The 24,670-nt window shown below is 59.9% G+C and carries 10 protein-coding genes and 1 tRNA gene; 4 read left to right on the forward strand and 7 right to left on the reverse strand.

Features of this window, described 5'->3' with window-relative positions:
* Positions 1 to 79: 79 nt before the first annotated feature.
* The 4 genes from JNK74_18915 (at position 80) to JNK74_18930 (ending at position 5,954) form a co-directional block, all read left to right on the forward strand.
* Positions 80 to 156 (forward strand) — tRNA-Arg (locus JNK74_18915).
* A 707-nt stretch (positions 157 to 863) separates the two neighbouring features.
* A complete protein-coding gene (locus JNK74_18920; protein MBL7648256.1) occupies positions 864 to 1,646 on the forward strand; it encodes a hypothetical protein in 783 nt (260 codons plus the stop codon).
* Between the two features lie 762 nt (positions 1,647 to 2,408).
* Positions 2,409 to 3,689, forward strand: coding sequence for a lactonase family protein (locus JNK74_18925; protein ID MBL7648257.1), 1,281 nt, complete (start codon positions 2,409 to 2,411; stop codon positions 3,687 to 3,689).
* A 12-nt stretch (positions 3,690 to 3,701) separates the two neighbouring features.
* Positions 3,702 to 5,954 carry a hypothetical protein gene (locus JNK74_18930; protein ID MBL7648258.1) on the forward strand — a complete coding sequence of 751 codons (2,253 nt, stop codon included), beginning with the start codon at positions 3,702 to 3,704 and terminating at the stop codon, positions 5,952 to 5,954.
* An 85-nt stretch (positions 5,955 to 6,039) separates the two neighbouring features.
* Here JNK74_18930 and JNK74_18935 read toward each other — a convergent pair whose 3' ends face one another.
* From JNK74_18935 to JNK74_18965, 7 genes are all read right to left on the reverse strand, one after another.
* Entirely contained in the window at positions 6,040 to 12,333 is a 6,294-nt protein-coding gene (locus tag JNK74_18935; protein ID MBL7648259.1) for a DUF5011 domain-containing protein, read from the reverse strand.
* A 176-nt stretch (positions 12,334 to 12,509) separates the two neighbouring features.
* Positions 12,510 to 13,508 carry a trypsin-like peptidase domain-containing protein gene (locus JNK74_18940; protein MBL7648260.1) on the reverse strand — a complete coding sequence of 333 codons (999 nt, stop codon included), beginning with the start codon at positions 13,506 to 13,508 and terminating at the stop codon, positions 12,510 to 12,512.
* 107 nt (positions 13,509 to 13,615) lie between these two features.
* The gene (locus JNK74_18945; GenBank protein ID MBL7648261.1) at positions 13,616 to 15,694 is read right to left on the reverse strand and encodes a DUF4340 domain-containing protein; all 2,079 of its coding nucleotides are present in this window, start codon (positions 15,692 to 15,694) and stop codon (positions 13,616 to 13,618) included.
* 46 nt (positions 15,695 to 15,740) lie between these two features.
* Entirely contained in the window at positions 15,741 to 18,284 is a 2,544-nt protein-coding gene (locus JNK74_18950; protein ID MBL7648262.1) for a Gldg family protein, read from the reverse strand.
* 13 nt (positions 18,285 to 18,297) lie between these two features.
* Positions 18,298 to 19,245 carry an ATP-binding cassette domain-containing protein gene (locus tag JNK74_18955; GenBank protein MBL7648263.1) on the reverse strand — a complete coding sequence of 316 codons (948 nt, stop codon included), beginning with the start codon at positions 19,243 to 19,245 and terminating at the stop codon, positions 18,298 to 18,300.
* Positions 19,246 to 19,933: 688 nt separating this feature from the next.
* A complete protein-coding gene (locus JNK74_18960) occupies positions 19,934 to 21,313 on the reverse strand; it encodes a hypothetical protein (GenBank protein ID MBL7648264.1) in 1,380 nt (459 codons plus the stop codon).
* 50 nt (positions 21,314 to 21,363) lie between these two features.
* Entirely contained in the window at positions 21,364 to 24,504 is a 3,141-nt protein-coding gene (locus tag JNK74_18965; GenBank protein MBL7648265.1) for a hypothetical protein, read from the reverse strand.
* Between the last annotated feature and the right edge of the window lie 166 nt (positions 24,505 to 24,670).

A 24,670-nucleotide genomic window follows, 5' to 3' on the forward strand; every position in this document is an offset into this window, starting at 1 on the left:
TGAAATAATTGGGCCGCTCGGAACGGGCCCATCGGGAGCAGCGACACGGCCCCCTTCCCCGCCCAGCCATCCCCCATGCGCGCCAGTAGCTCAGCCGGATAGAGCAACGGCCTTCTAAGCCGTAGGTCGCGGGTTCGAATCCCTCCTGGCGCGCCATTATTTCTTTTCTTCCCCGCCGGGGCCAGGTTTCCGCAGGGTGGTGGCGCCAGGCAAACGGGAAGCGTCAGAGCCATGACGTGCCACATCCAATTTCAAAGTCTTGGCGAATCTCAGATCCTCGAGGTAATGGCGAAGCCGCCGTGTATCGTCGGGCGCTCCGTCGCGGAATGCACCCAAAGGCCTTGAGCTTCCACACCCGACTCCAACACTAATACGAACAGTTCAGCCGATCCGGACCTGAATACTCATTGGTGGGCATCTACCGTACAGCACAACGGGGAAAGTGGCGCGCGAGGAACTTCTTTGCGCCGAGAGCGCCACCTATCGGGGCGTGCAATGTTTGTCAATTCTGACACAGCAAATACACGACTTCTCACGAATACTGAGTCGGCAGTCAATTGATATCTACCCTTTTTTGCCTTTGGGGTACAGCAATCGGATTTGATCGGAAAAAAAATTTCGCGGGCTTTTTCGCAATTCCAGATCCGCGACCAGGAACTTTTTCGCACCCCTCGGCCCGAGTGGTGGAATACCCGCAACAAATTCGTAAATCCATTTGAATCATAGACTTCGGAATTTCGACGACAAAAATCCGGCATACAAATTGCAGAAAAATAACGTGGACAACACGCTTGGGGAAGTGGTGCGAAGAGGTCTTCTCTGTGTGTCTCGGTGTGTGAAATTGACTAATGAGGGTTTGAACAATGAGAAAAATGGTGCGAAGTATAGTGGGAATTGCCGCGTTAGCGGCGCTGTGTTTGCCATTTCAGGCAAGCGCAGCATCATTGACGGATTGGGAGAATCTCGGGCTGCCGGGGCTGACCCTTGATCCCTTGCAGCCGGGTGCACTGTTTTTTCAGTCGTCCGCACTAACAAACAACACCGGTCTACACAGTGGATTGGACTTTGGTTTGGTGATGTATGAGCACGATAACCTCGCAAGATTCGCCTTCGTCAATTTTGACTCGGCCACCGTGGAATCGTCCATAACAGATATCTACTTCAGCGATTCGAATGAACCAAACTATCTCGCCGATCTACTGGATACTAATGTTATCGAGAGTGACGGCCCGGAATTTTCTCAAGGCGTAGCACCTCCAAACGTAGGAGGAACTTGGGCTTATGAAGCGGATATGGATGTAGCTTTGAGCGCCGATTCGGACAGTCCGGTATCGGATAGTGGTATCGAATCGAGTGACGAGTGGGTAGTGCTGGGATTTGGCATGAATACTCCGAATGCGCCACTCTACGACTATGACTACATTTATGACGAGATAATCAATCGCAGAATCAATATCGCGATGCACGTCCAAGCGATAACAAGAATCAGCGATGGGGCCGGAGGGGGTTCTGATTGGTTCGAATGGGCCCCGTCTGAGAGCTATTATCCGCCCCGTGACAACATCGTGGTCCCAGTGCCCGCCGCTGCTGGCCTTGGTTTCCTAGGCATGGCGCTGGTCGGTATGGTTCGTCGTAAGAAGAGCTAATCACGCTCGTGCATGCTGGCATCGCCTAAGAGTTTAGTCCCACCCCGCTGACCCGTCTTCGGGCGGCTTCGGGGTGGGATTGTTTGTTCAACAATCTCCATCCCTTCGTGCGGTGCGCTCCGACCTTGACGCACACCTTGGAAATTGGGATGCACCGCTCCGGACCAGCGCCCCCCTTCGCTGGTCCGGATTTCGCTTTCGGGTAACATTTTAGCCGAATGAAGCGCCTTTACTTGAGTTGGCACGTCACTTCCAGGCTGGGTGGCTCCCAGTTATCTGGGTTCGTTGGCAGTCGGAAGCCTTCTGAAGCTAACCTGGAATGGGGAGGTGCGCCAACGTGGCTTAGCCTTCCAGGCTGAGGAAAAGCACTCTGTTAGTTTTCGAGTAGCCCCATTTTTGTGTCTTGGCTCTGGTCCCCCAATGAATCGCAAGGCCCGGCAGCATTTAAGATACGCCTTGCCTCAACCTGGAAGGCTCAGCCACGTTGGCGCACGATTTTATTTGAAGTCACGATACAACATCGGAGTATTCTTTGCTGGACGATAGACTGAATCCAACATTTATGACTACTTCAGTCGGCTAAAGTCTTACGAGAATTCCCCCCCATTTTTTTGCCCGTCCCGCAGTTGAGATTTGATCCTGAAGTTTGTTCAAGTACGGTAAAGACTATCGGGGGCTGGAAAGCCCCCGCTCCCTACTTTTCGAAATATTGAAGCACTGGCACCGCAGATGGGTTGCGGTGTACTTAGGATCCTTATTGCCATGCCCTTGCGTAATCATTCCCGGCGTTCATTCATCAAGCGTACCGCACTGCTCTCGGGGGCGGCTGCGTTGGCCACTGCGGCGGCGCAGGCCCAGCCGGCGGAGACTGCCCCGCCGCTGATCGCGTATATCGGCACCTTCAGCGCACCGCTGCGCGACATGCTGCCTACGCAGGTGGATCTGCCCCCCGGCAATGGCCGCGGGATTCATCTGTTCCACGTGGATCGCTCCAGTGGCGCGATGACACCCATCGGGATCCACGAGATGGGCACGAGCCCCAGTTGCCTGGTGCTGAATGGCGATGGAACCCGGTTGTACTCGGCGAATGAAACGGATCGGGTGGGCGAAAGCAAGGAAGGCACCGTCAGCGCGTTTGCCATCAATCCCGCCGATGGGCAGTTGGAATTGCTCAACACCCTTCCTTCAGGAGGCCGGGGCCCTACCTATGTGAGCATCCACCCTTCGGGACGCTTTCTGCTGGTGGCCAATTATTTCGGCGGGTCCGTCGCGGTGTTCCCGATCCTGGACGACGGTCGCCTGGGAGCAGCAACGTGCGTGCAGGTCGACGCCGGCGAGATTGGCCCCACCCGGGCGACCAACGCGCCGGAGGGCAGCTTCGCCTTCAGCGGGCATGACCGTACCCACGCGCACATGATCCAGGCCGATCCCTCGGGGCGCTTCGTTCTGCATGTGGACCTGGGTCTGGATCGGATCTTCGTCTGGAAGTTTGATGCGCAGGCGGGAGTTCTGACGGCGAATGACCCGCCCTCCGTCTCGCTGCCGCCCGGCGACGGCCCGCGTCACTTTCACTTTCACCCCAATGGCCGCTGGTTCTACTCAATTCAGGAGGAGGGTTCCACCGTCGTCCTGTTTGACTACGACGGAACCACGGGGCGCCTCGAAGCGCGGCAGACCATCTCCACCCTGCCCCCCGACTTTGCGGGGAGCAACTTCTGCTCCGAGATCCTGGTGTCACCCGACGGGCGTTTTGTCTATGCGGGCAACCGCCTTCACGACAGCATCGGAATCTTTGCCGTCGGTCAGGAGGGAGAACTCACCTACGTGGGGGAAGAATGGACCCGGGGCAACTATCCCCGCAGTTTCAGTTTCGATCCTTCCGGGCAGTTCCTGTTCTGCTGCAATCAGCGCGCGGACAACGTGACCGTCTTCCGGGTGAATAAGGACACGGGCGGCCTGACCTTTACTGGCGAATACGCCCCGGTTGGAAATCCCTCGTGCATCGTATTCCTTGATCGTGACGGGGCACCCCGGCTCGGCTGAGGAGGAGAGCCCATGGAACGCATGGGAGATGGCTTGGTGAAGGAATCTGATCGCGGTCTGGGAAACTCGACCGACCCGGCGCATTCCACCCCGCCAATTCGCCGCTTCGACAGGGAACGTGCAATTCGCGCGGCCCTCGCCATGAGCCTCTTCGCGCTGTTGAGTCCGCTGCTTGCCCTATCAAGCCCCGAGATTGCCCTGACGGATGACGCTTTCTACTACCTTCTGCCGGCGGCCAATTTCTGGTCGTTGGGCTTCTTCTCCTTCGACGGATTGACGGGCACGAACGGCTTTCATCCACTCTGGATGGCGCTGGTGACTGCCTGCGCGCTGCCGCTGCATCTGGCGGGTGCGCTGGGGGGCTTGCCCCGTGTCGTCCTGTGGTTGAGTGTCGCGTTGACGATTTGGGGCGGCCTGGCGTGGTACGGCGTGCTTCGCAGGGGCGGCGTGACGCGGGTGCTGGCCGCTTTGATCGTGGTGGTAACGGTTGCTGCATGCCAGGACCTCTTCCTGTCCGGCCTGGAGTCGGTCGCGGTGTTCTGGAGCCTGGGGCTGCTCGCCGACCACCTCATCAAGCGCATCGCGGAGGGCGCCCCCATACAACCTGTCCGGCTCGCTCTGTATTCAATGCTGGTTCTGTTCAGCCGACTGGATTGCGGACTATTTTTGCTTTTGCTCTATGTGCTCCTGCTCCCCTTTGCGGGCTTGCGCCGGGTCTTCATCGCGGGCGTGATACTGACCCTGCTGGCAACGCCGTATCTGCTGATGAATGTGGCATGGCATGGCGCCGCAACACCCATCAGCGGCCGGGTGAAACAGCACTGGGGCGACCGCTACGAACTGGAGACCACGGGGCAGATCTATGGCGTGTCCCTGGCCCAGATTCAAACCGGGCCCGGAAAATCGCGCCTGCGCCAGATCACCCAAACCTATCTGCCGCGCGACCTCGCGCCGGGCCTGCGCACGCTGTCCCTCGGTCAAATTGATCTTGCAGGCAACCAGCGCGCGTGGTTTCCCTGGGTGCTCGGCGCGTCGCTCCTGGCGGCGGGGCTCCGGCTGGCGCTGCTGCTTCGCAGACGCCCGCCCCTTGCCGGTCGTTTTCTGGCGGGCCTGGGCATCGCGCTGCTCGCCTTCTACATCGTCAGCACCATGTACTACGCCCTTTCCTATGACCGCGTTTGGCCGTGGTACGGCGCCGCGGGTGTAATGGTGACGGCGGCGGGCCTGACCGGACTCGCGGGGGGCTTGCTGGCCTTTTCCAGAGCCGTGTTCGCTCTAGGCGCCGTCCTCGCCGTGCTGCTCGTGTTCTGGACCGCCGCAAATCTCCGCGACCTGCGGAAGGCGGAAAACACGAACCCCCAGTCGTTGCGGGCGGTCTATCTCGACATGGCCAACTGGCTGGCAAAGCAAACGCCGAAGGATACCGTGGCCGCCGGGTGGGCCGTCGGAGAAATTGGTTGGTACGCCGAGCGCCCAGTCATCAACCTGGAGGGGCTCGCAAGCGACGAAAGCCTGCTGGAGGCCAATAAGGCCACGGACCTCCTCCCCTTTCTGGCGTGGTACGATGTGCGCTACCTGTGCAATTTCTGGCGTCCTTCCCTCGCGCCCCGCCCGGAGGAATTGCTCGCATCGCAGACATCCATCGGGGCCTGGAAGCGCGATCCCGTCCGCTATTTCTGGACGCTCCGTCTCCGCCCGATGATGGATTGCCCCGAAGCTTTCTCGGTGCTCCACCGAAATGACGCGGGCGACGCGCAGGACACCTCAGGCTATGTGATTGGGGTAGATCAGGACACCGTGGCGCGATTTCTGGCCGCGAGGAGCGCCTGGCGCGATCGCCTCGCCGCCACGGCGACGGTTTTGCCCGCGGAAAATCTCCTGTCAATTCGGGGGGGCAAGGTTGAGGCGAATATCGGCCGGACGGAAGGCTACTTCGTTCGCGGGAGCGAGTTGACGTATGCGCTGCAGGATCAGGCTCCGGGCAGCTACGAAGTCTACGGCCGACTCTGCAATCTATCCGCGAAGGAGGGAAGCCTGGATCTCGCTAACGGGACCGGAAAACGGACCGTGCGGATACCCGGCGAGTTGCAATGGCGCCATACCCATCTCGGGAGTAAGATGATCGCCGATGGCATGCCCGAAGCAGCGCTTCATATCACGGCGATGAGCGGCGGTGTGTATCTCGATCAACTCTACCTGGTCGCGCGCGAAAAGCAAGCGGAATTTGAGGCCATTCCCCCCGATTGGTGGGGCTCGGCCCGATAGCGAATCTTCACCGTTCGCCGGGGTGCGTCTATGCGCGAAACAGGTTGGGAGGGCGGGCATGCCAGTGCCGCAGGTTCAAACGTTCTCACTTGCCGCCTTCCATACGGGCGATCTGCCCTGTGAAAAGGAAGGCGAAGAGCAGAACCAGGAGCACGAGATCGCCCCGGCGGCTTTCGCCGCTTCTGGCGGTCTTTGCGGGGGCGGTGCAGCCTTCGTCGATGGGCTCTTCCACGTCTTCCGCGAGCATGGGATAGTTCGCGACGCGATAGATGCCCGCGACGAGGTTGATGTTCTCGTTCACGGTTGGGAAACCGGAGGCGGTGACGGTGACCTGCCAGGTCCCGGCACGCAGCGCGGGGAATGCGACGCGCCCGTCGGTCGTCGTATTGCCACTCAATGTGGTTCCGCCACTGACGATGGATACACGCGCGTTGCGGATACGGGCCTGGGACTGGCCGTTGAACACGACGACCTCCAGCGCCGCCGCGGAACTGGCGCCACCCGCACCGAGTGCATTGGCCTGGTCGACCTCGCCTTCGATGAGCGCCTCGAGCGCGACGGGATCTTCCGTACCCCAGTCGTTCCACTGGGCGCTGACGGCTTCTGCGCTCTGGTTGGCGATGGCGATGCCTTCGCCAATCCCGCTGAAGTCGTTCCAGCCATTTAAACCGTCGCCCATGATCGCGTTATCACCCAGAATAACATCCGGCAGAACTGCGATGCCGGCACCGCCGATGTTAATGAACTGGCACTGGCGCACGTGGGGCAGCACGCCGTCGACGCTAATGCCCGTGGCAAGGTTCATGAAGACGCAGCCTTCGATTACGCCAGGGCTGGCGCTCTGGAGGCCCGGGTTCCTATCTTCCACCACGATACCGGTGAGGTTCGTACCGAACTCGCCATTGAAGGTACAGCCCGAGATGCGGACATTTCCGCCCGTGATGAAGAGCAGAGCGGTGTCGGCGCCATCGGAACTCAGGGTCACATCGCGCAAGATACTGCCAGCGGGCGCGATCACGGTACCCATGATTTCCACGTTCGCATCGACCATCGCGCGGACGACGAGGCCGGGGAGCAGGCTAATATCTTCGACGTATACGCCGCTGTCGACAAAAAGCTGATTGGCGCCCGAGGGAGCGGACTCCAGGCGGGCCAGAGCGTAGCCCAGACTTTGCCACGGATCTTCCAGGGTGCCGGCGGTGGAGGCATCGACGCCATTGGGGCTGACGTAGAAGGAGCGCACGGGTGTGGCGGCGTTCCGGGGGGAGCCGCCTTCGAGGTACTCCTCCAGATTGGTGAGGCCGTCGAGATCCAGATCGAGGTCCGCATCGTTGACGCGAAGCGCGAGCTGGTGGCGGTATTCGAAGCCGTCGGGCATCCCGTCGTTGTCGGAATCGGGATCGCTGTCGCTGCTGTTGGCGCACTGCTCCTTGCAGGCGGAGAGGCCGTCACCGTCCCCGTCGATCTGGTCGTTGGGCTCGCCGGTGCAGGTGGCGTCGCAGGGCGTGGCGCAGGCGAGCACGGTGACCGTGCGCGTCACTTCCTCGGCCGGGGTTCCGGTGCCATCGGAAACGTTGTAGCGCACGGAGTAGGTCCCCGGAACTTCCGTGTTCACCGGGTTGTCGGTGACTATCGCATGGCCGATATCCGACTGACAGCCATCCACGGCGCTGGCCCCGGCGTCCTGGTAGTTGCCGCCGCAGGCCACCGTGATCGCGGCTTGACCGGTCAGTGTGATCCGGGGCGGACTCTGGCCTTCGACGGAGATGGTCCGGGTGAGGGTGGCCGCCACGTTTCCGCTGGCGTCAATAGCGTCGTAGTGGCGGTTGTAGACGCCGATAGTGTTCGGGTCCACATCCCCGGTAACCACCACCTCGGCGACCGCGTCGCACGCATCGTCAATCGTTGCGCCCAGCTCGGCATAGCCGTCACCACACTGAAGCACCAGCTCCGCCGCGCCCACCAGCGTCAGCACGGGCGGCGTCGTATCGTCTACCGTAATGGTGCGGGTTACGGCGGTCGCCTGATTGCCCTCGCCGTCCTCGGCCCGGTAAGTCAGCGTGTATTCACCGGTCTGGTTGATGTTGACCGAGCCTGCGACACTCACATCCACCGCGCCGCCACAATCATCGCTGGCGGTCGCGCCGGGGTCACTGAAAACTTCACCGCAGACCACGCCAAGGCTGGGGGCGCCGTTGAGCACGATGACGGGCGGGGTTCGGTCTTCCACCGTAACCGTGCGGATTACCGCACCCGACGTGTTGCCCGAACTGTCGGTCGCCGAATAAGAGAGTGTGTAGTCGCCGGGTGCGGCGCTGTCCACCGTACCCGCAACTTGAAGTTCGGGTGCGCTGTCGCAACCATCCTGTGCGGTGGCACCGGGATCGTCGAATTCTTCTCCGCAGCCGAGGCGCAGGCTCTCCGCGCCATTGAGGGTCACGGTGGGTGCGGTTGTGTCTTCGACCACCACCGTGCGCGATACGGGCGCCGCGACCAGCCCGGAGGAATCGGAAACGGAATAAATCAGTGTGTAAACGCCTGGCGCCGCGCCGTCGAGGCTCGCCAATACGGTACCCGAAGTGTCTTGAATGGTGGCGACAATCTGATTGTTGAGGTTCCCATCGATATTGTCGGACGCGGTTGCGCCAGGATCGTCAAAGGGCGCACTACACTCCAGTGTGAGCTTCCCGGCCCCGGTCAACTGAAGCACAGGCGGCGTGAAGTCAATGGGGGCGGGTCGGCTGAAGGGTGAGGTATTCCCGGCGTCGTCGGTGGCGATGGCGGTGAGGTAGCGGCCGTCGAAGAGGGCGAGATCCAGCATCGCGCCGAAAGCGCCGGTCTCGTCGGCCACCAGGGAAATCAGAAAATCTTCGCCCTCATCATCATCATCCACGTAGCAGTCCACGCGGCTGTTCGGGGGCGCGCTTCCAGCGAGGGGCGACACCGTGGCAATCTCGGGGCGGAAAACGTTCTCATTGCCGCCTTCGAACAGGCGGATTCCAAGCTCGCCATTGCCGAAGATGGTGTTGCCCAGGACGGAATTCCGCGCGGTGGCATCGCCGACGATCCAGACGCCTATCCCCGCGTTGCCCGTGATAAGATTCGCTTCGCCGCTCTCGTCGCCGCCCACGCGATTGTCCGACGCGCCGGTGTTGATCAGAACGCCCGCGATCACATTGCCGTCCGCGGGAAGCCCATCCGCTCCCTGGCCGATGGTGTTGCCAAGGATGAGATTCTCCGACGTGTTCGCGCCACTCAAGGCGATACCGGCGTTTTGATTGGCCGCGATATGGTTGCCCTCTCCGGCGACGGCGCCGCCGATGACATTGCCCGACGCGCCATCGGCGACAAGAATCCCGTGGATTCCCTGGCCCAGGGCCGTTTCGCCATCGGTTCCGATGTGACAACCGGTTACGCGATTCCCCGTTGCGCCACTCCCCGAGATGACGATGCCGTGTTCGGGGAAGCTATGTACCCCAAGTCCCTTGATGTGGTTTTCAGCGGAGGTTAACGTCAACCCGGAACCACTTTCGCCCAGCAGGGAACCGTCGAGGCTCAGCGCATCCATGCCGTCCAGCGTGAGCGCGCCCTCGCTGTCGCTGATGGCGGGCAGGGGCGAATGCGGTTGAAGCACACCCTCCACGGAGAAGCGGACGCTGTTGGGGCCCGCCATGGTGTTGGCCGCAACGATAGCCTCGCGAAGCGAAACAACGCCATCGGCCCCCGGTTCGGCCAGGAGCCGCGCAAAGGAAGACGTGTTGCCGTCGCTCCCGTCGGTTAGCGTGTTTACCTCCAGTTCATCCAGATCTTCGCCGACGACGCGCACGAAGATCTCGCGCGAGTTCACCCCGCCCAGGCCGTTGTCCGCCACGCACTGGTAGTAGCCTTCGAACGCATGATCGGCATCGGCGATGAAAAGCGTCTCCGTCTCGCTGCCTGAAACGCCGCCGGCGTCCTCCAGGTCGGCGTACTCTCCTTGCGCCGATCTGAAGCGCCACTGGAGTCGGATGGTTGGCGAGCCGGTCAAGTTCACTGGAAGCTCAAAATCATCCCCTTCCACCACCACCCGATCCGCCGGGGTCACGGCGAATGCCGGCGGCACGATCGCGATGGGAGCGCTGAACTCCGAAGTGTCCCCCGCGCTGTCGGTCGCGGTGGAGGTCAGATTGGTGTTCACGTGGGGCGCCAGGTTGAGGGCGACGGAAAAGTTGCCCTCCGCGTCCGTGGTGGTGGAGCCGATATACGTCTTTCCCTCTTCCCCGGCGTCGGAAAAGATGTCCACGAAGCTGTCGGGTGGCGCCGTCCCCGCAAAAGGCACGAAGGTCTCGATCACCGGCGGGACAATGCCCTTATTCGCGCCAAAGGTGAGGAGAATGCCCTTTTCCCCGTTGTCATAAATCGAGTTCAACCGGATCTGGTTTTCAAAGGTGTTAGCACCGTTGATCTCGATTCCGGATAGTTCGTTTTCGAATATCCTGTTTCGCTCCGCCAGCGGAACGCCCCCCACGATATTGCCCGAGGTCCCATCCACCATGAACACGCCCCGGGTGCCGTTGCCGTGTATCTCGTTGCCGAGTATGCGGTTGCCCGTGGAGTTGATATCGTGTATCTCCACACCCGTGACCGCGTTGTCGTAGATGTTGTTTCCCGAGCCCGGCGTTGTGCCGCCAACGACGTTATTCGACGCGCCGTTTACCATAAAGACGCCTATCTCGCCGTTCCGCTCGATGAGATTGCCGAGAATTTGGTTGTCGTTTGAACCCGGGTCAAAGATTACGACGCCGTCGCTGAAGTTCCGCGCGATCTCGTTCGCAAGCGCGGGCGTCGTACCGCCGATGATATTGCCCGCCGCGCCGTTGCGGATCGCTATGCCCGAAAAACCGTTTTCGGAAATGAGATTCCCGATGACCGTATTGCGGGTGGTGCCCGTACCGGTCAATTCGACGCCGTACTCGCCCGCCGATATTTTGTTCCCGTTGCCGCCCGCACCCAGAAAATTGTCCTGGGCTCCATTCTGGAAGACCACGCCGTCCCGCAGGGCGTCGATTTCATTGTTGGCGATCACGTTGTCGCTCGTCCCCGAGCCATCGACCACCACCCCCTCTTTCAGTCCGTACCGGATTTTGTTGCCCAGCGCGGGCTCGCTTTCATGCCCGATGACGTTCTCGGTTGCGCCGTTTCGCACCAGCACGGAATAACCCGTGAGTCCGCTCATGTCCCGCTGGGGGCACAGGGACACGTTGCCAAACTGGTCTGCAATCACCACGGCGACATTTCGATAGCCGATATAGTTCCCCTGGATCCGGTTTCCGGTCGTCCCGACGCCATCCAGAATCACGCCGGCCTGATTGCCTTCGACCGCTCCCTGAGCGCGGCGCGGCATGATGCCGCAACGAACGATGCCCGACTTCCAGTGGCTACCGCCAATAAAATTGGCCAGGTCGCGCCCCTCCCCGCCTACAATATTGCCGGATGCGCCATTGTCAATGCCCACGGCCCCGGTCGCGTTGGGCGCGGCACTTCCGCTCAGGTACCCATTCAAAAATGCCTCGTGTATCGACCGGCCGCACTCCGGAGGGAGCGGCAGCGGGGTCAGGTTCGTGATCTCGTCAATGTCCACGCCGCAGGCCGCGACCAGCGCGCGGCGCCGTTGCCCCAGATAGTTCCCCGTAACGAGGTTGCCATCGCTGCCCGTACCCGTAATGTGAATGCCGTAGATTGAATCGGCCCCGGTGCAATCCGTGACCACATTGGCGGATGCGCCACCATCGATGCGGATGGCGTCCCGCCCGACGCCGTCCACAAGCCCACACCACGCACCGATGTCGCAATGCTCAAGTGTATTGCCCGAGGCATCCGGCCCGGAAATATTTATGCCGTCCTGGGGAAATCCAAGGGCGTTGAAGTTGCGCACGATATTGCCCGCGGAGAGGATCACGAGTGCGGCATTGTAGCCGGGCTCGCCGAGCTCCGGATCGATATTGACGCCGGAAAAATAGTAGATACTTTCGAGCTGAATCGTGGTTCCGGCGGTGGGATCGTTCAAGGGAGGCAGGGGGCGGGTGTACTTGAGCTCCACCCTGCACGGAGCGGGCGAATCGCACTCGCAACTAAAATTGAGGTCGAGCCCGAACGATATGGTATCCGGCCCGGGGAATGCGTTGGCCTCCTCGATCGCCGCGTGAAACGTGGTTATGCCCGTCCCTGGCTGGATCTCGGCGACCCCGTCCCCGGGCACCGCATCCGACTGCTCGCCGGGCGAGTTTACGAGGAAGTTGGCCGCGTGAACCGGCGGGCACGGCCAAACGGCAAGCCCCCCCACCCCAATCAACAGCGCCACAGCCCGTCGGCCACCCATGTACCCGAAAAGATCCCTCATACCGCCTCCGCTTGCTGAACTTGCCCTATAAGTCCGAATAATGCCGCAGCCCTTTAATGCTGTAACGACATAATAACGTGAAAATTAATTTCATGCAAGGGAAAAAATATTGTTATAAACTTATACACTTTTACGGCAACCACTCCAAGATGAGGGCGAAATTGGAGGAATCTTGATCACTCTGTAAGTTCTACAATACTGAATTGCAATGACTTACGTGCGCCGAGGCGGTCCACCTCAAGGGTAACTTCGTCGCCAATAAACAGATCCCAGTTGACGAAGTCCATTTCGGAGGGGTGGGCGACGGGAATGTCATTCATCCTCAGGATGACGTCGCCCAGTTCGAGGCCCGCTTTGAAAGCGGGGGCGCTGCGATAGATCTCGGTGACGACGACACCGGATTCGACTTGAATGCCCATTTGGTGGAGGGCCTGCGGCGAGAGTTCGCCCACGGGCTCGCCGTGGATGCCGATCCACGGATTGCGGCGACGACCGAACTGGATAATTTCCTCGGCCACGCGCTTGACGCGATCAATGGGGATGGCGAACCCAAGCCCCTGGTAGCCGCCACTGTTGGAAAAGATCATGGTGTTGACGCCCACCACCTCGCCATCGGCATTTACGAGCGGACCGCCGCTGTTGCCGGGATTGATGGCGGCGTCAGTCTGGATGAGATCCTGGTAGAGACGCTCTCCCCCGCCCACTTCGCGGCTGACGCGACGGTGGTTCGCGGAAACCACGCCCACGCTGACGCTGGGCTGGGGATCGGCCATCATGGTGCCGAAAGGATTGCCGATGGCGATGACCCACTCACCGATCATGAGCCCTTTGGATGTGCCAAGCTTGATGAAGGGAAAATCATCGCCCTTTGCCTTCACAACCGCGATATCGGTGCGCTCATCGGTACCGACGAGCTCGACTTCGAGTTGCTGGCCACCCGGCAGCGTAACCGATGTGATGGCATCCGCATCTTGAATAACGTGGTAGTTTGTGAGGATGTAGCCGCGCTTGTCGAAGATGAAGCCGCTGCCAATGCCTTCCACGGCGCGATCCTGGGTCCGCAGGCGGGGCCGGAAAAGCCCCCAGAAATCCCGATCGATAACCCGTTCCTGCTGGTACTCCACCACGTTGAGGGTAACCACGGCGGGTGAGACCTTTTCGATCGCCGTTACCACGGCGGTCCGACGGCTCTCTGAAATGGGGTCAGCCCCGGCCGTCCCAGGGACGGCCAGGGCTGCAACAACGAGAAGTGCTGTAACCGCACTGAAACGCATGATGAACCTTACTGCGCGGGCGCCGCCGCAGGGGCTTCAGGCGCAGGAGCGGGCGCAGGGGTGGGAACCGCCTCCGGAGCCGGGGCCGGGGCCGCTTCAGGAGCTGGGGCGGGGGCCACCTCGGGAGCTGGGGCTGGGGCGGGGGCGGGTGCCGCTTCAGGCGCGGGAACTGGCGCAGGGAGCACTTCAGGCGCCGGAGCCGGTACGGGCGCCGCTTCGGGAGCGGCCGCTGGAGCAGCAGCGCCCTTGGAATCTTTCACGGCGGTCAGCGCCGTGATGACACCATCCAGATCGGCGGCGGCGACGGTGAAGCTGGTCGGCGCGCCACTGACTGTGACCGGATAGTTGCCATCCGCGACGGCGCCATAGGTAAGCAGACGGGAGGCGCCGGAGTTATCGGCGATACTGAAGGCGCCCGCCTCGACGATGGGCGCGGAGGCAGCGGCGAAATTCACATCGGCGGCCTCCAGGGCCAGGAGACTGTCCACGAAGGCATCCGCTTTCGCGGTATCCGCCGGGAACGTTTCCGCGCCGATAGCCAGGGTCCAGCCTTCGGGACCGCGCGCCAGCGAAAGTGCCTCGCCATTCACGCGGGCATCCACACGGGCCACATCCGCGGCGGGCGTGCTCAGCAGGGCGAGCTGGAAGAAGTCGCGGGGCTTCACGAAGAACTTGGTTACGTCGGCAGTCTTCATGATGAGCAACTGGTCCTGGCCTTCGATACGGGCGTAGGATCCATCCGAGCCCTTGGCCTTGGAAGCGACCGAGAAGCGCTTTACGGCGCCGCCCACGGTTACTTCAATGGAACGGTCGAAGGCGCCCGTATCCGCGGTGCTGTCTGCGTAGTCCGCGGGCGTCCAGGTCGCGGCGGCGGCGGCCAGCGCGTCGATGGTGGACTTCTGGACTTTCAGGGTGCTCGCCGGTTCGACGACGGCCCAGTCCGCGCCATTCTTAGCCAGAACCACACGGCCCTCGGGCTGATTGATGGTGATACCCGAAAGGGCGGCGGCGTCCGCCTCCCATTTGGGCAGATCCATCAGATTCGCGCCTTTCAGGAAAACTTGGTCGTAATTGAAGCTGCTGATCTCGTAGACCACCTCCTTCGCGTTGCTGGCGATGCGGATGTAGCCATTGCCCGCAAGATCCGGACGTCCGCCCTCGATGACGACGTCTTCAGCATCCTTGCGGCTGATGGTGCACTTGAAGCCGGGCGTTTCCAGACCCCACTCGGCCTTCTTCGCGGGATCCACGACCGTGTTCGCCGTAAGCAGGGCCAGCTTGTTCAGGGAGTTCTGCAGGGCGGAATCCTTGAAGGCCTTTTCCACACCGCCGGCATTCAGCACCCACTTCGTCTCCTTGGTGGGCGCAGGCGGGGTCGCGGGCGGCGTTTCACCTTCGGCCGGCGCGGGCGCGGGAATCTCGATCTCCTGCTTCTCAAACACAAGGGACTTATCCGGCGTGTTGATGGCAACTTTGGTGATCGTTTCCTTGTCCAGCTTCAGGGCGTCCTTGTCAAGCCAGTTGTCGGCCTTGGGGGCCTCGGCGAGATCCTCGGCAAAGAGGCCCGCATCGCGGCGGAGATTGGCGGATTCCACGTAGACCGTGTTGTCGCCATCCTTGCGGACGAAGACCGTGCTCTGGCTCGGGGCCTTGCCGAAGAGGAGCTTGGCCGCGGGCTCAGCGGAACCGGCCTTGTAGGCCACCACGTGGAAGGCCTCGTCGGCCTTCAGGCTGTAGGTGGCAAGCTGTTCGTCCCCTTCGGCCGTAGCGCGGAACTCGCCCTTGATGCCCGCGAGTTTGTCCAGGTAGGTGTCGATAGTATCCTTCTTCGCGGGGGCGTCGAAGTGGCTGCGCACCAGCCAGTTTTCGCCATCCTTTTCCAGGACGACTTTCTCTTCCGGCTTGGCCGCGGCATAGAGCTCGACCTTGGCGATGGAGCCCGCCGTCAGTTCGCCGTCCACCAGCGCCTGGAGGTTGGCCTGCTCGCTGAGCTTGGGCTGATCGATTTGCTTCTCGCGCTTCAGGTACGCCAGGCCGCCCAGCAGGGCGAGAATGACGATAAAGGGCAGCAGTCTCTTGATACTCATGAATCTATACTCCGCTCATCCGTTGTTTCGGTTGATGGGTTTTCCGTTATCCGTTCAGGTGCGACATGGTGTAGGCATTGCGGGTGCGGCGGCGGTTCACCAGGAAGACGATACCCGTGCCGGCGATAACCACGTTGGCCAGACCATAGTTGATCACGCGCCAGAAGGACTTGGTGCCGTCCGACGGGCGGTCGATAACCCGGTTGACCGGCTTGCGGCCGCGCACCAGGGCCAGGTTCTCGTTCAGTGTGACGGCGTCGACACTGTTGAGGAACAGATCCAGGTTGGCATCCTGCAGGAAGTTCTTACGGAAGGTTTCCGAGCAGCCAAGCAGTACCAACTGGCCGGGCTTCGGCTCGACGGCAGCCGCGGGTTCTTCGGGCGCGTCATCCTCCGGCACAGGCGGCTGGCCGAACTGGCTCTGGGGATCGGCCTTGGGCCAAGCGGGACGTTCCGCACCGGCAAAGGCGTCGGGGAACTGACCCTTCACCACCGCCATCAACGGGAAGGCCTTGCGCTCGGCGTTGGCCGGTTCTTCGAAGGTGGTCGCCGTGATGGGGTCGGCGGCGGGCACCTCCCAGGCACTCTCACTGGAGCTCATGACCACCTTGGCCTCGAGGTTATGCTCTTTCAACTTTTCCTCGTTGATATCGAGGGCGGTGCCCCAGAGGTAGAAGATGGAGGAAAGGCGGTTGGTGATGGCCGTGTCCTGCGCCATGGAACTGCTGTTCACGAGAATGTGCATGGGCAGATTGATCTGCTGCGGTCCTCGCAGGAGATCCTGCAGGGAATTGCCGCCCGCCTGAATGGAGAGGGGCACCTTGTTGGTGTCCATCAGGATGTCCTTGCTGACGCCCAGACCGTATTTCTCCAGCAGTTCGTTGATGCCGGGATTCTCTTCGCGCTTGTTCACGCTCAGGCCGCGCGCCGTGGGCTGGTAGTCCCACTCGTAGTTCTGCACGGCGATGATAACGGACTTGCCGCTCTGGATCGCGCGATTGATCTCCCAGCGCTGGCGCTCATTGAGGCTGCGGGGATTGATCACGGCCAGGGTGTCGTACTCCGCGGGCAGGGGGCTTTCCTTGGTCAGCTCCACGCGCTCGACGGTGTACTTTTCATATTCCAGCACCTGCTGGAGGTATTCATAGGGATCTTCGCTCTCGGGAATCGGCTGCCCCATCTGCATGAGGATCTGCTTCATCTGGGGATCGATATTGACCGCTTCTTTCGGCGCGACCAGGGCGACCACCGGCTGTTTTTCACGGGTCATCTTGTGGACGGTGCTGACCAGGCGGTACTCCAGTTCTTCCAGGCTCTGGGGCACGATCTGCGGAATGATCTCTTCCGCCTTGTCCTTGTAGCCCACGCCGATGCTGGAATAGACCAGCTTGCTCGTCACTTCGTCCTTGCTCATGGCCTGGACGTTGAAGGGCTGAACACCCTTTTCAAGCATGCGCTTTTCGATAGCTTCGTCTTCGGTCTTCTCCCCTTCTTCTTTCTTCTCTTCGCCGTCCGGCCCCGCGATCTTTTCGGGATCGGCCATGGCGTTGGCGACGTTCATGGGGATGGTCTTGTACTCCAGCTTGCCGCCGGAGGCCACGCGCATCTCTTCGAGCTTATCCTTGATGTCCTGCTCGAGTTCCTTCATGCCCGTGGGCATTTCGGACTGGGGCGTGATGTACAGGTTCAACTGAACCGGGGTATCCAGCTCGGAGAGGATGTTCTTCGAGGCCTGCGAGATGGTGTAGATTTTGTCCTGCGTCAGGTCGAAGCGCAGCAGGCTGGTGCCGGCCATCAGGAAGTTAAAGAGCAGGCCGATGGCGACGCTCATCACCAGCGAACCGGTGAAGATGGCCCGGGCGCCGGGGCGATTGCGCCCATCGATATACATGACGTTGAGCACGAGGAACACAGCGGTCCAAACGAGGAAATAGACCACGTCCGCCAGATCGATTACCCCGCGTGTGAAGGGACCGTAGTGGCCGAAGAGCCCGAGGAGATCGGACAGGAGCGAGCCGAGGCCGGGCATGCGGTCATCGATGTAGGAAGCGATGAAGGAGGTGCCCACCAGGAAGAAGCTGAAGCAGGTCAGCAGCGTGACCGCGAAGGCTACGATCTGGTCCTTGAAAAAGCCCGAGAAGAAAATACCCATGGACAGGAAGAAACCGCCCAGGAGCAGGGTGCCGAAGTAGCCGCCGAAGATGGCGCCGAGATCGGGCTTGCCCAGGGAGATCAGCATGGCCGGGACCGTCACCGTGCTGAGCAGGGTCAGCGCGAAGAAGATGAACGCGGCGAAGAACTTGCCCAGCACGAGCTCCCGCGCTTCCATGGGGAAGGTGAGGAGCATTTCCCAGGTGTTTTCCTTGCGCTCTTCGGCCCATACCCGCATGGTAACGGCGGGCATGAACACGCAGAGAAGCAACGGAAGATTGTCGAAATAGGGCCGCATGTCGGCCATGGGGAAGGAGAAGAAGGAGGTTATGTAGAGCCCCACGCTGATGGTGACGAAGACCATCATGAAGATATAGCCGACGGGGGAAGTAAAGTACGCGCCAAGGTCGCGGCGCATAATGGCTTTAATGTTATTCATGCGTCCGTATCCTTCAGTTAGCCGCCTTGGCCGCTTTTTCGGTCAAGGTGAGGAAGGTTTCCTCGAGGGTGAGGGGCTTGTCGCCCAATTGTTTCACCTGCCACTTTTCCGCCTGGGCCAGATTGTTGATCTCGCGCCAGGGGCTCACGCCCGTCTTGGAGAAGAGCAGGAAGGAAGGACAACCGCCTTCTTCCCCGATGCTGTCCACGTGGGTGATGCCGTCGAGCTTCTTGAGCTTGGGCAGGATCTCGTCGCGGTTGCCTTCGACGGAAAACGCCGTCCGCTCGTTGTCCTTGGCCTTGTGGCGCAGTTCGTCGAGCGTGCCGTCGCCCACGATCTGGCCGCGGTTGATAATGACGATGCGGTCCGCGGTGGTTTCCACTTCATGAAGGATGTGGGTGGAGAGGATAACCGTCTTCTCTTTGGCAAGATCGCTGATGAGCGCGCGAATCTCCAGGATCTGGTGGGGGTCCAGGCCGGAGGTGGGCTCGTCGAGGATGACGACTTCGGGGTCATGGATCAGGGCCTGGGCGATACCAGTACGCTGCTTGTAACCTTTGGACAGCTCGCGGATGACCTTGCGGTACATGGGGCGCAGGCCGGTCACGTCGAGCACCACATTGACCCGCTCCTTGAGCTTGTCGCCCGAGAGGCCGCGGGCGCTGCCCACGAAGTCCAGGTAGGTTTTCACCTCCATGTCCATATAGAGAGGAAGCACTTCGGGAAGGTACCCGATTTTCTTGCGCACCGCCACGGGATCCTTCAGGACATCCACGCCGGCCACAATGGCGCTGCCGCCGCTGGGGTACAAATAGGTGGTGAGAATTTTCATCGTGGTGGACTTGCCGGCGCCGTTGGGCCCCAGCAAACCGACGACCTCGCCGCGGTTCACCTCGAACGAGACGTCATTGAGGGCCCGCACCGGCCCATAATGCATCGTCAGTCCATTTGCCTTGATCATGGTGAGCTAATCTCCTTAACTCCGCAAAAAAGTTTGCCGGGCCAAAATGGCACGACCGTAGAACCCCCGTTCATACCCTCTCCAGGATAGACACGGAGAAGGAAGCAAATCTCATACCAAGGGCCGCAACCGGAGAAAACCCCAGTGACCTTGGTCTTAACGGGGAGTTGGGCAGTGTAGCATGGGTTTCCGGGGTGCCGCAATTCGGGTTCCCGCCCGATCTGGGACACGGTCTGCCCGATTTGGGACATGGGATTTGATGCGGGGGGGTACCGGTGGGCTACATGAAGTTGTAAAGCACCTCGGCAGCAATTCGGGTCCTCCCATGGGGATGCGTCCTACGAATAAAACTTTGCCGCGCACGGTAGATTACCATGCGTTTGAGGACTCAAACGTCCTTCAGTCTAAACCCAGCCACCCGACCAGACCGCGAAAAACCAGCCCTCCTCCGGGTGGGCCGTTAACGTGATCTGCTTGCCCGGTTTGATGTCCTCGGTGAACACATGGGCGTCTGGGGATCACCCCCGGTGGAGACCGGTCCCTGGCCGCCGCTGGTAACCGTCAGAGTGTTCTGGTAAAACACCGCCGTCACCGACTGATCGCTGTCTATCTCGATGGCTGCCGGATTGTCCGACGTGTTGATCGCGCCCGTCCACTCATTGAAGCCCCAGCCCGGCACCGCCAAAATCTATCGTCCGAACGGGTTCCAATACCACATTCCATCAATACTGCGCATCACCACCAACAAGTCGCCATTCTCGGAAAATGTAAAGTGACGCGCCTTCATCAAGTCCTCGTATTGTGGTATTCGTTCCTCCGCAATCGCCCGGGAATCGGCCAAGGATACGACGACAAGTATGTCATTGTCGCCGCTGTCAATCTCCCCAACGCTCGGAGTTCCAAACGCCAGCTTATCGCCCAGTGCCTCCAGTACCTCCCGCTGGGGCTCAAAGATGCGCTCGACGGCCTTCGCATAAGCTTCACTATCGATGTCCCATGAGCGAACGACTTCACCCGGGAACGGTTTGCCCATCAGTAGAAAATGCTCAGAAGCAAACGCCTTGTATTTCCGATCGAGAATATTCTCGCGAATCTGGAGGAAGGCATTTTCCGCTTTGACACTTATCTCTCTAAATCGTTCCTTCGTGGCGAGATCGGGAGCCAAGTCTGGCGAGGTGAGTTCTACGGTTAGTCGGCCGTGAAAGTCCAATATTTCTGGTACTGAGTACCTATCGGTTCTAGAGACATCTGCGCTATCGGCGGTCTGCGTTTGCTTCTCATCTTCCCCCGTCCCCCGTTCTCTGAACTGATTCGCCCTGCGCCGCAGATAGATCTTTCGCTCTGAGTCCATCGGCACCAACTCCTCATCTAGTTCTCCTAGATAGGAGGCGTAATCGTTCTTGAGGCCGTTAAGTTTTAAAAGTTGCGCATCTGTTATCAAAATACCTGCGCCCAACAGCTTGCTTTGAATAAATCGCGGCAGTTCACCTGTCTCATTTGGGTTCAATCGCTGCATAATGCGTGCCGCAATAAACAGTCCTTCGTACGGAAGTCCGTCAATATACGTCTCCCATACCAAATCGCGCTCCGTCCAATACTTCAGGTCGTTCATTTGTCGGATTACTTCTCTGGCTCCGGGAACGTCATTCCCGACCATCACGTTCAGCGCGCCCATGGCTTCATAGAATGTCAGATACTCTGCTGCATATCTCGCGCCATTCAAAGCCCCCTCCTTTCCGGCAGCAGCGACTGACTTCGCGCTTGAAATCAGGCGCTTCTCAACAAACTGAACGTCTTCCTCGGAATCCGCCAGCATTCCGAATACGCCGATCATCGAGACGTGTGTTCGAGCGTCGGCAGAGTCATACGTCGATTTTATGAAGGCCTTGGCACCGGGATCCAACATTTCACGTTCAATACGTCCATTCTGACGCCATCCAATCCCACTTACCGCCAAACCAACCGACTCTTCGACGTCTAACGCTACACTGATCGCGGTCTGAGTCAGCGTCAAGAAGAATATCGGCAAAAGCCATTGAATTAGGTTCTTCTGGTAAACGAATCTCATGAATCTACCCTTCTGTCAATCATAGCAACTTACGCAGTTCACGCTCATGATTATGGGAAATCATATGCGTCTGCCTCGGCAGGTCCCAAGTGGTCTGAATTTGTATCTGCAGATGGATGCATTATCCATATCGTGGATTCCGCGTCATCACGATGAAGCAAGCCGAACGAGTGACCGAGTTCATGTGCTTCTATATGCCCCTGCTCGGCAATCGTTTTCATATATGCAAATACAATATTTCCCGTGTCGCCCATATCGGTCAATGCCGTGGCCCCCCCAATGTCCGTGAGATAATTAAAAATTGCTCCGTTTTGATAGTGCTTATCTCGTTTACTAATATTCTCTGCCGGATCGGGCCTCGCGTCATCAAGATCACTATCGCCGTCGCTGTCACTATCGGTAACAAAGACTGTCGGTGAACCAGCAACAACTAGTTTCACTGTCGCCCTGTAGTCGTCTTGGCCATCCTTTCGAATCAGAATTCTAGAAGCGGTCTCAAGCAACCCTTCAAAGCTTGCCATCCCCAATTGCAAGCTCGTAATCTTGTCCGAGTACTCAATTGATATGCCTAGTATATTAAGTGCATAGATCAAGAATATCGGAGATTTTCCGATGACATCATCGTTCGGTGTACAAATACCATCGTTATCATTATCAATGTAGAAAACGACGCGAGCAAGAAATGTGGGTCCAGCGATGGCTAACATTGTCGAGAAGTCCGCCCCGGTACCCGCAGTCAGGATTTCCTCCGCTGCCTGCGGAGGACTGGTTACGCCATCCCGTAACTCGTATCTAAGGTTTGCCGGAATACCCGAGGAAATGTCAATCAGGAAACGGAACGTACTCCCTGTTTCGTAGTGTTCTTGTTCATTGATAAGCCATAATTCTTCCGAAGGTGCCGACGTGCGCTGCGAGTAAACTGGAAACGGCCCGACGGGGCGAAACACCGCTGTTATCGATTTGTTACTATTCATCGGGAGATTAAACGAGTTGTTGGTTTCCATACCAGATGGTACGTCTCCTTCCCAATGATCAAAGGCCCATAGATTGCTTGCTGTCGCGACAAGACTCACTGTGGAATTGTACGCATACGTCTCCGAAAACGGCAGTTCCTGCACGCCTCCCGGTAGATTGACACTTACACTGCCCTCGCCCTCCTTATCAACGTCCAGCGTCGCCTGGGCGAATACCGCCGTCACCGTCTTTGAACTGTGCATGGTGGTCGTGGCCGTGGTACCCGAGGGGTTCACCTCGCCTATCCACTGTTTGAAGCCCCAGCCTGGGGCCGCCGTGGCCTGGAGTGTGACTGGGTCGCCTGTGCTGTAGCCTTCCGTAAAGGGGACCGATACTTGACCACCCGGCGGCGACGCCGTCACGTTGCCCTCGCCCTGCTTCTGCACCGTGAGTTCGATACGCTCGAAGAGCGCGTGGACGGTCTTGTCTTCCGTCATGTCGACCTGAATCGAGCCCGAAGTCCCAACGGCACCGCCGGACCATTCCTTGAAGAACCAGCCATCCGCCGGGACCGCCGTCAGCAGGACATCCTGCCCCGGCGCGTACTGCTCCGTGAAGGTCGGCTCCTCCGTGTTCCCATGGGGCACCGTGGTCACTTCGCCCTCGCCGGTCTTCGTCACCGTAAGTTCCACCTGGTAAAAGACCGCCGTGACCGACTGATCTCCGTCCATCTCCACTTCGACGGGGTTGTCCGTGGTGTTGATGGCCCCGGTCCACTCCTTGAAGCCCCAATTCGCGGCGGGGACGGCTTCAATGGTGATGGGGTCCGCCACATTCGGATCGCCCGGGCGACAGCCCCTTGTGGTGGCCGAGAGCACTTCGCCCGCAGGGCTCGTTCCAATGGTCCCCTCGCCTTCCTTACCCATGGTAAGCACGGCCTGTTCGAAGACGGCGGTGACCGACTTTTCGGCATCCATGTCTATCGATATGCTCGTGGTGTCCGTTGCCCCCTCCACGTCGCCGGTCCACTCCTTGAAGCCCCAGTTCGCGACTTCCACCGCGGTCAAGGTCACAGATTGGGGGTCCTCGACGGTCGAAAGCGGGTAGACTTCGGTGTGCGGATACTCCTCTACACCGGGCGTCACGATGGGCGGACTGATAGTCACTTTCCCTGTGCCCTGGGTGTCGACCGTCAACGCGATCTGCTCGAAGACCGCCGTTACCGAAGCATCCTCCAGAATCGGCTCCGAGGTGGTTGTTGCTTCCGCGCCTGTGACAATCCCGGTCCACTCTTTAAAGGCCCAGCCGGGGTCTGGCGTGGCGGTAAAGGCCACTTCGGCTCCAAAGGCAAAACCTCTTTTTGTTTCCGAAATCTCTTTACCCGTTGGCGCGGTCGAGACGCTCCCGCTTCCCTCGACGTTGATGGTCACCTCAACCTGCGCGAAGACCGCCGTCACGGACTTGGCCGCATCCATCACCACCTCAATCGCCGCCGCATCCGCCGGGGCCTCCACATCGCCCGTCCACTCTTTGAAGCCCCAATTGGCGTCGGTCGGCGATGCGACCAAATCAACCTTTGGGGGATCCTGCGGGTCGGCGGAGGCGTACTTCTCCGTATGGGGATATTCCTCTTCCTCCGGCGTGATATCCGGCGGGTCGATATGGACCACGCCTTTGCCTTCCGTGTCCACGGTCAGCTCCACCTCCTCGAAGACCGCCGTAACCTGCTCTTCGCCGTTTACATCAATGGTCGCGGGATTCTCGGTGCCGGTATGGTCACCGGTCCACTCCTTGAAGGCCCAGCCGACATTGGGATAGGCGGTGGCGATCGTCTGTTTGGAATTGATGGCGTCGGAAAAAGCCACCGTGAAGGGTTCGTCGTCGGTCTGGTTGGGCGGGGTTACGTTGACCGAACCCGCGCCCGCTGGATCCATGTTTACGGTGAGGTTAATCGGCTCGAAGACCGCCGTCACCGTCTTGTCCGCGCTCAAGCCGATGATCTTGCTGGGCGAAGTGCCGCTCGCATCGCCCGTCCACTCTACGAAAGCCCAGCCCGTGGGTGGGTGGGCGATGAGCACCACGGAAGCGTTGACGGGGTAGGAGCGGGAAAAGGTCGGCGTCAAGGTTTCGCCCGGCGGGTAGCCCTGGACATAGATTTGGACCTGGCCCGTTCCCTGCTTGTGGACCGTCAGCGTCGGCTGTTTAAAAATCGCCACAGCCATCTTGTTCGACGACATGGTAATGGTACGTGTAAGGCCGCTCCCACTGACATTGCCTTCCCAGTGATCAAAATACCAGCCACTGGCGGGCGTTGCCGTGAGGGTAACTTGCTTATCTTTCGCATAGGACTTTGACGTATCGTCGCTGTACGTCTCGTCCGGTGGATCGAGATGGACCGTGCCC

This window comes from Candidatus Hydrogenedentota bacterium (genome assembly GCA_016791475.1).
Taxonomy (GTDB): domain Bacteria; phylum Hydrogenedentota; class Hydrogenedentia; order Hydrogenedentales; family JAEUWI01; genus JAEUWI01.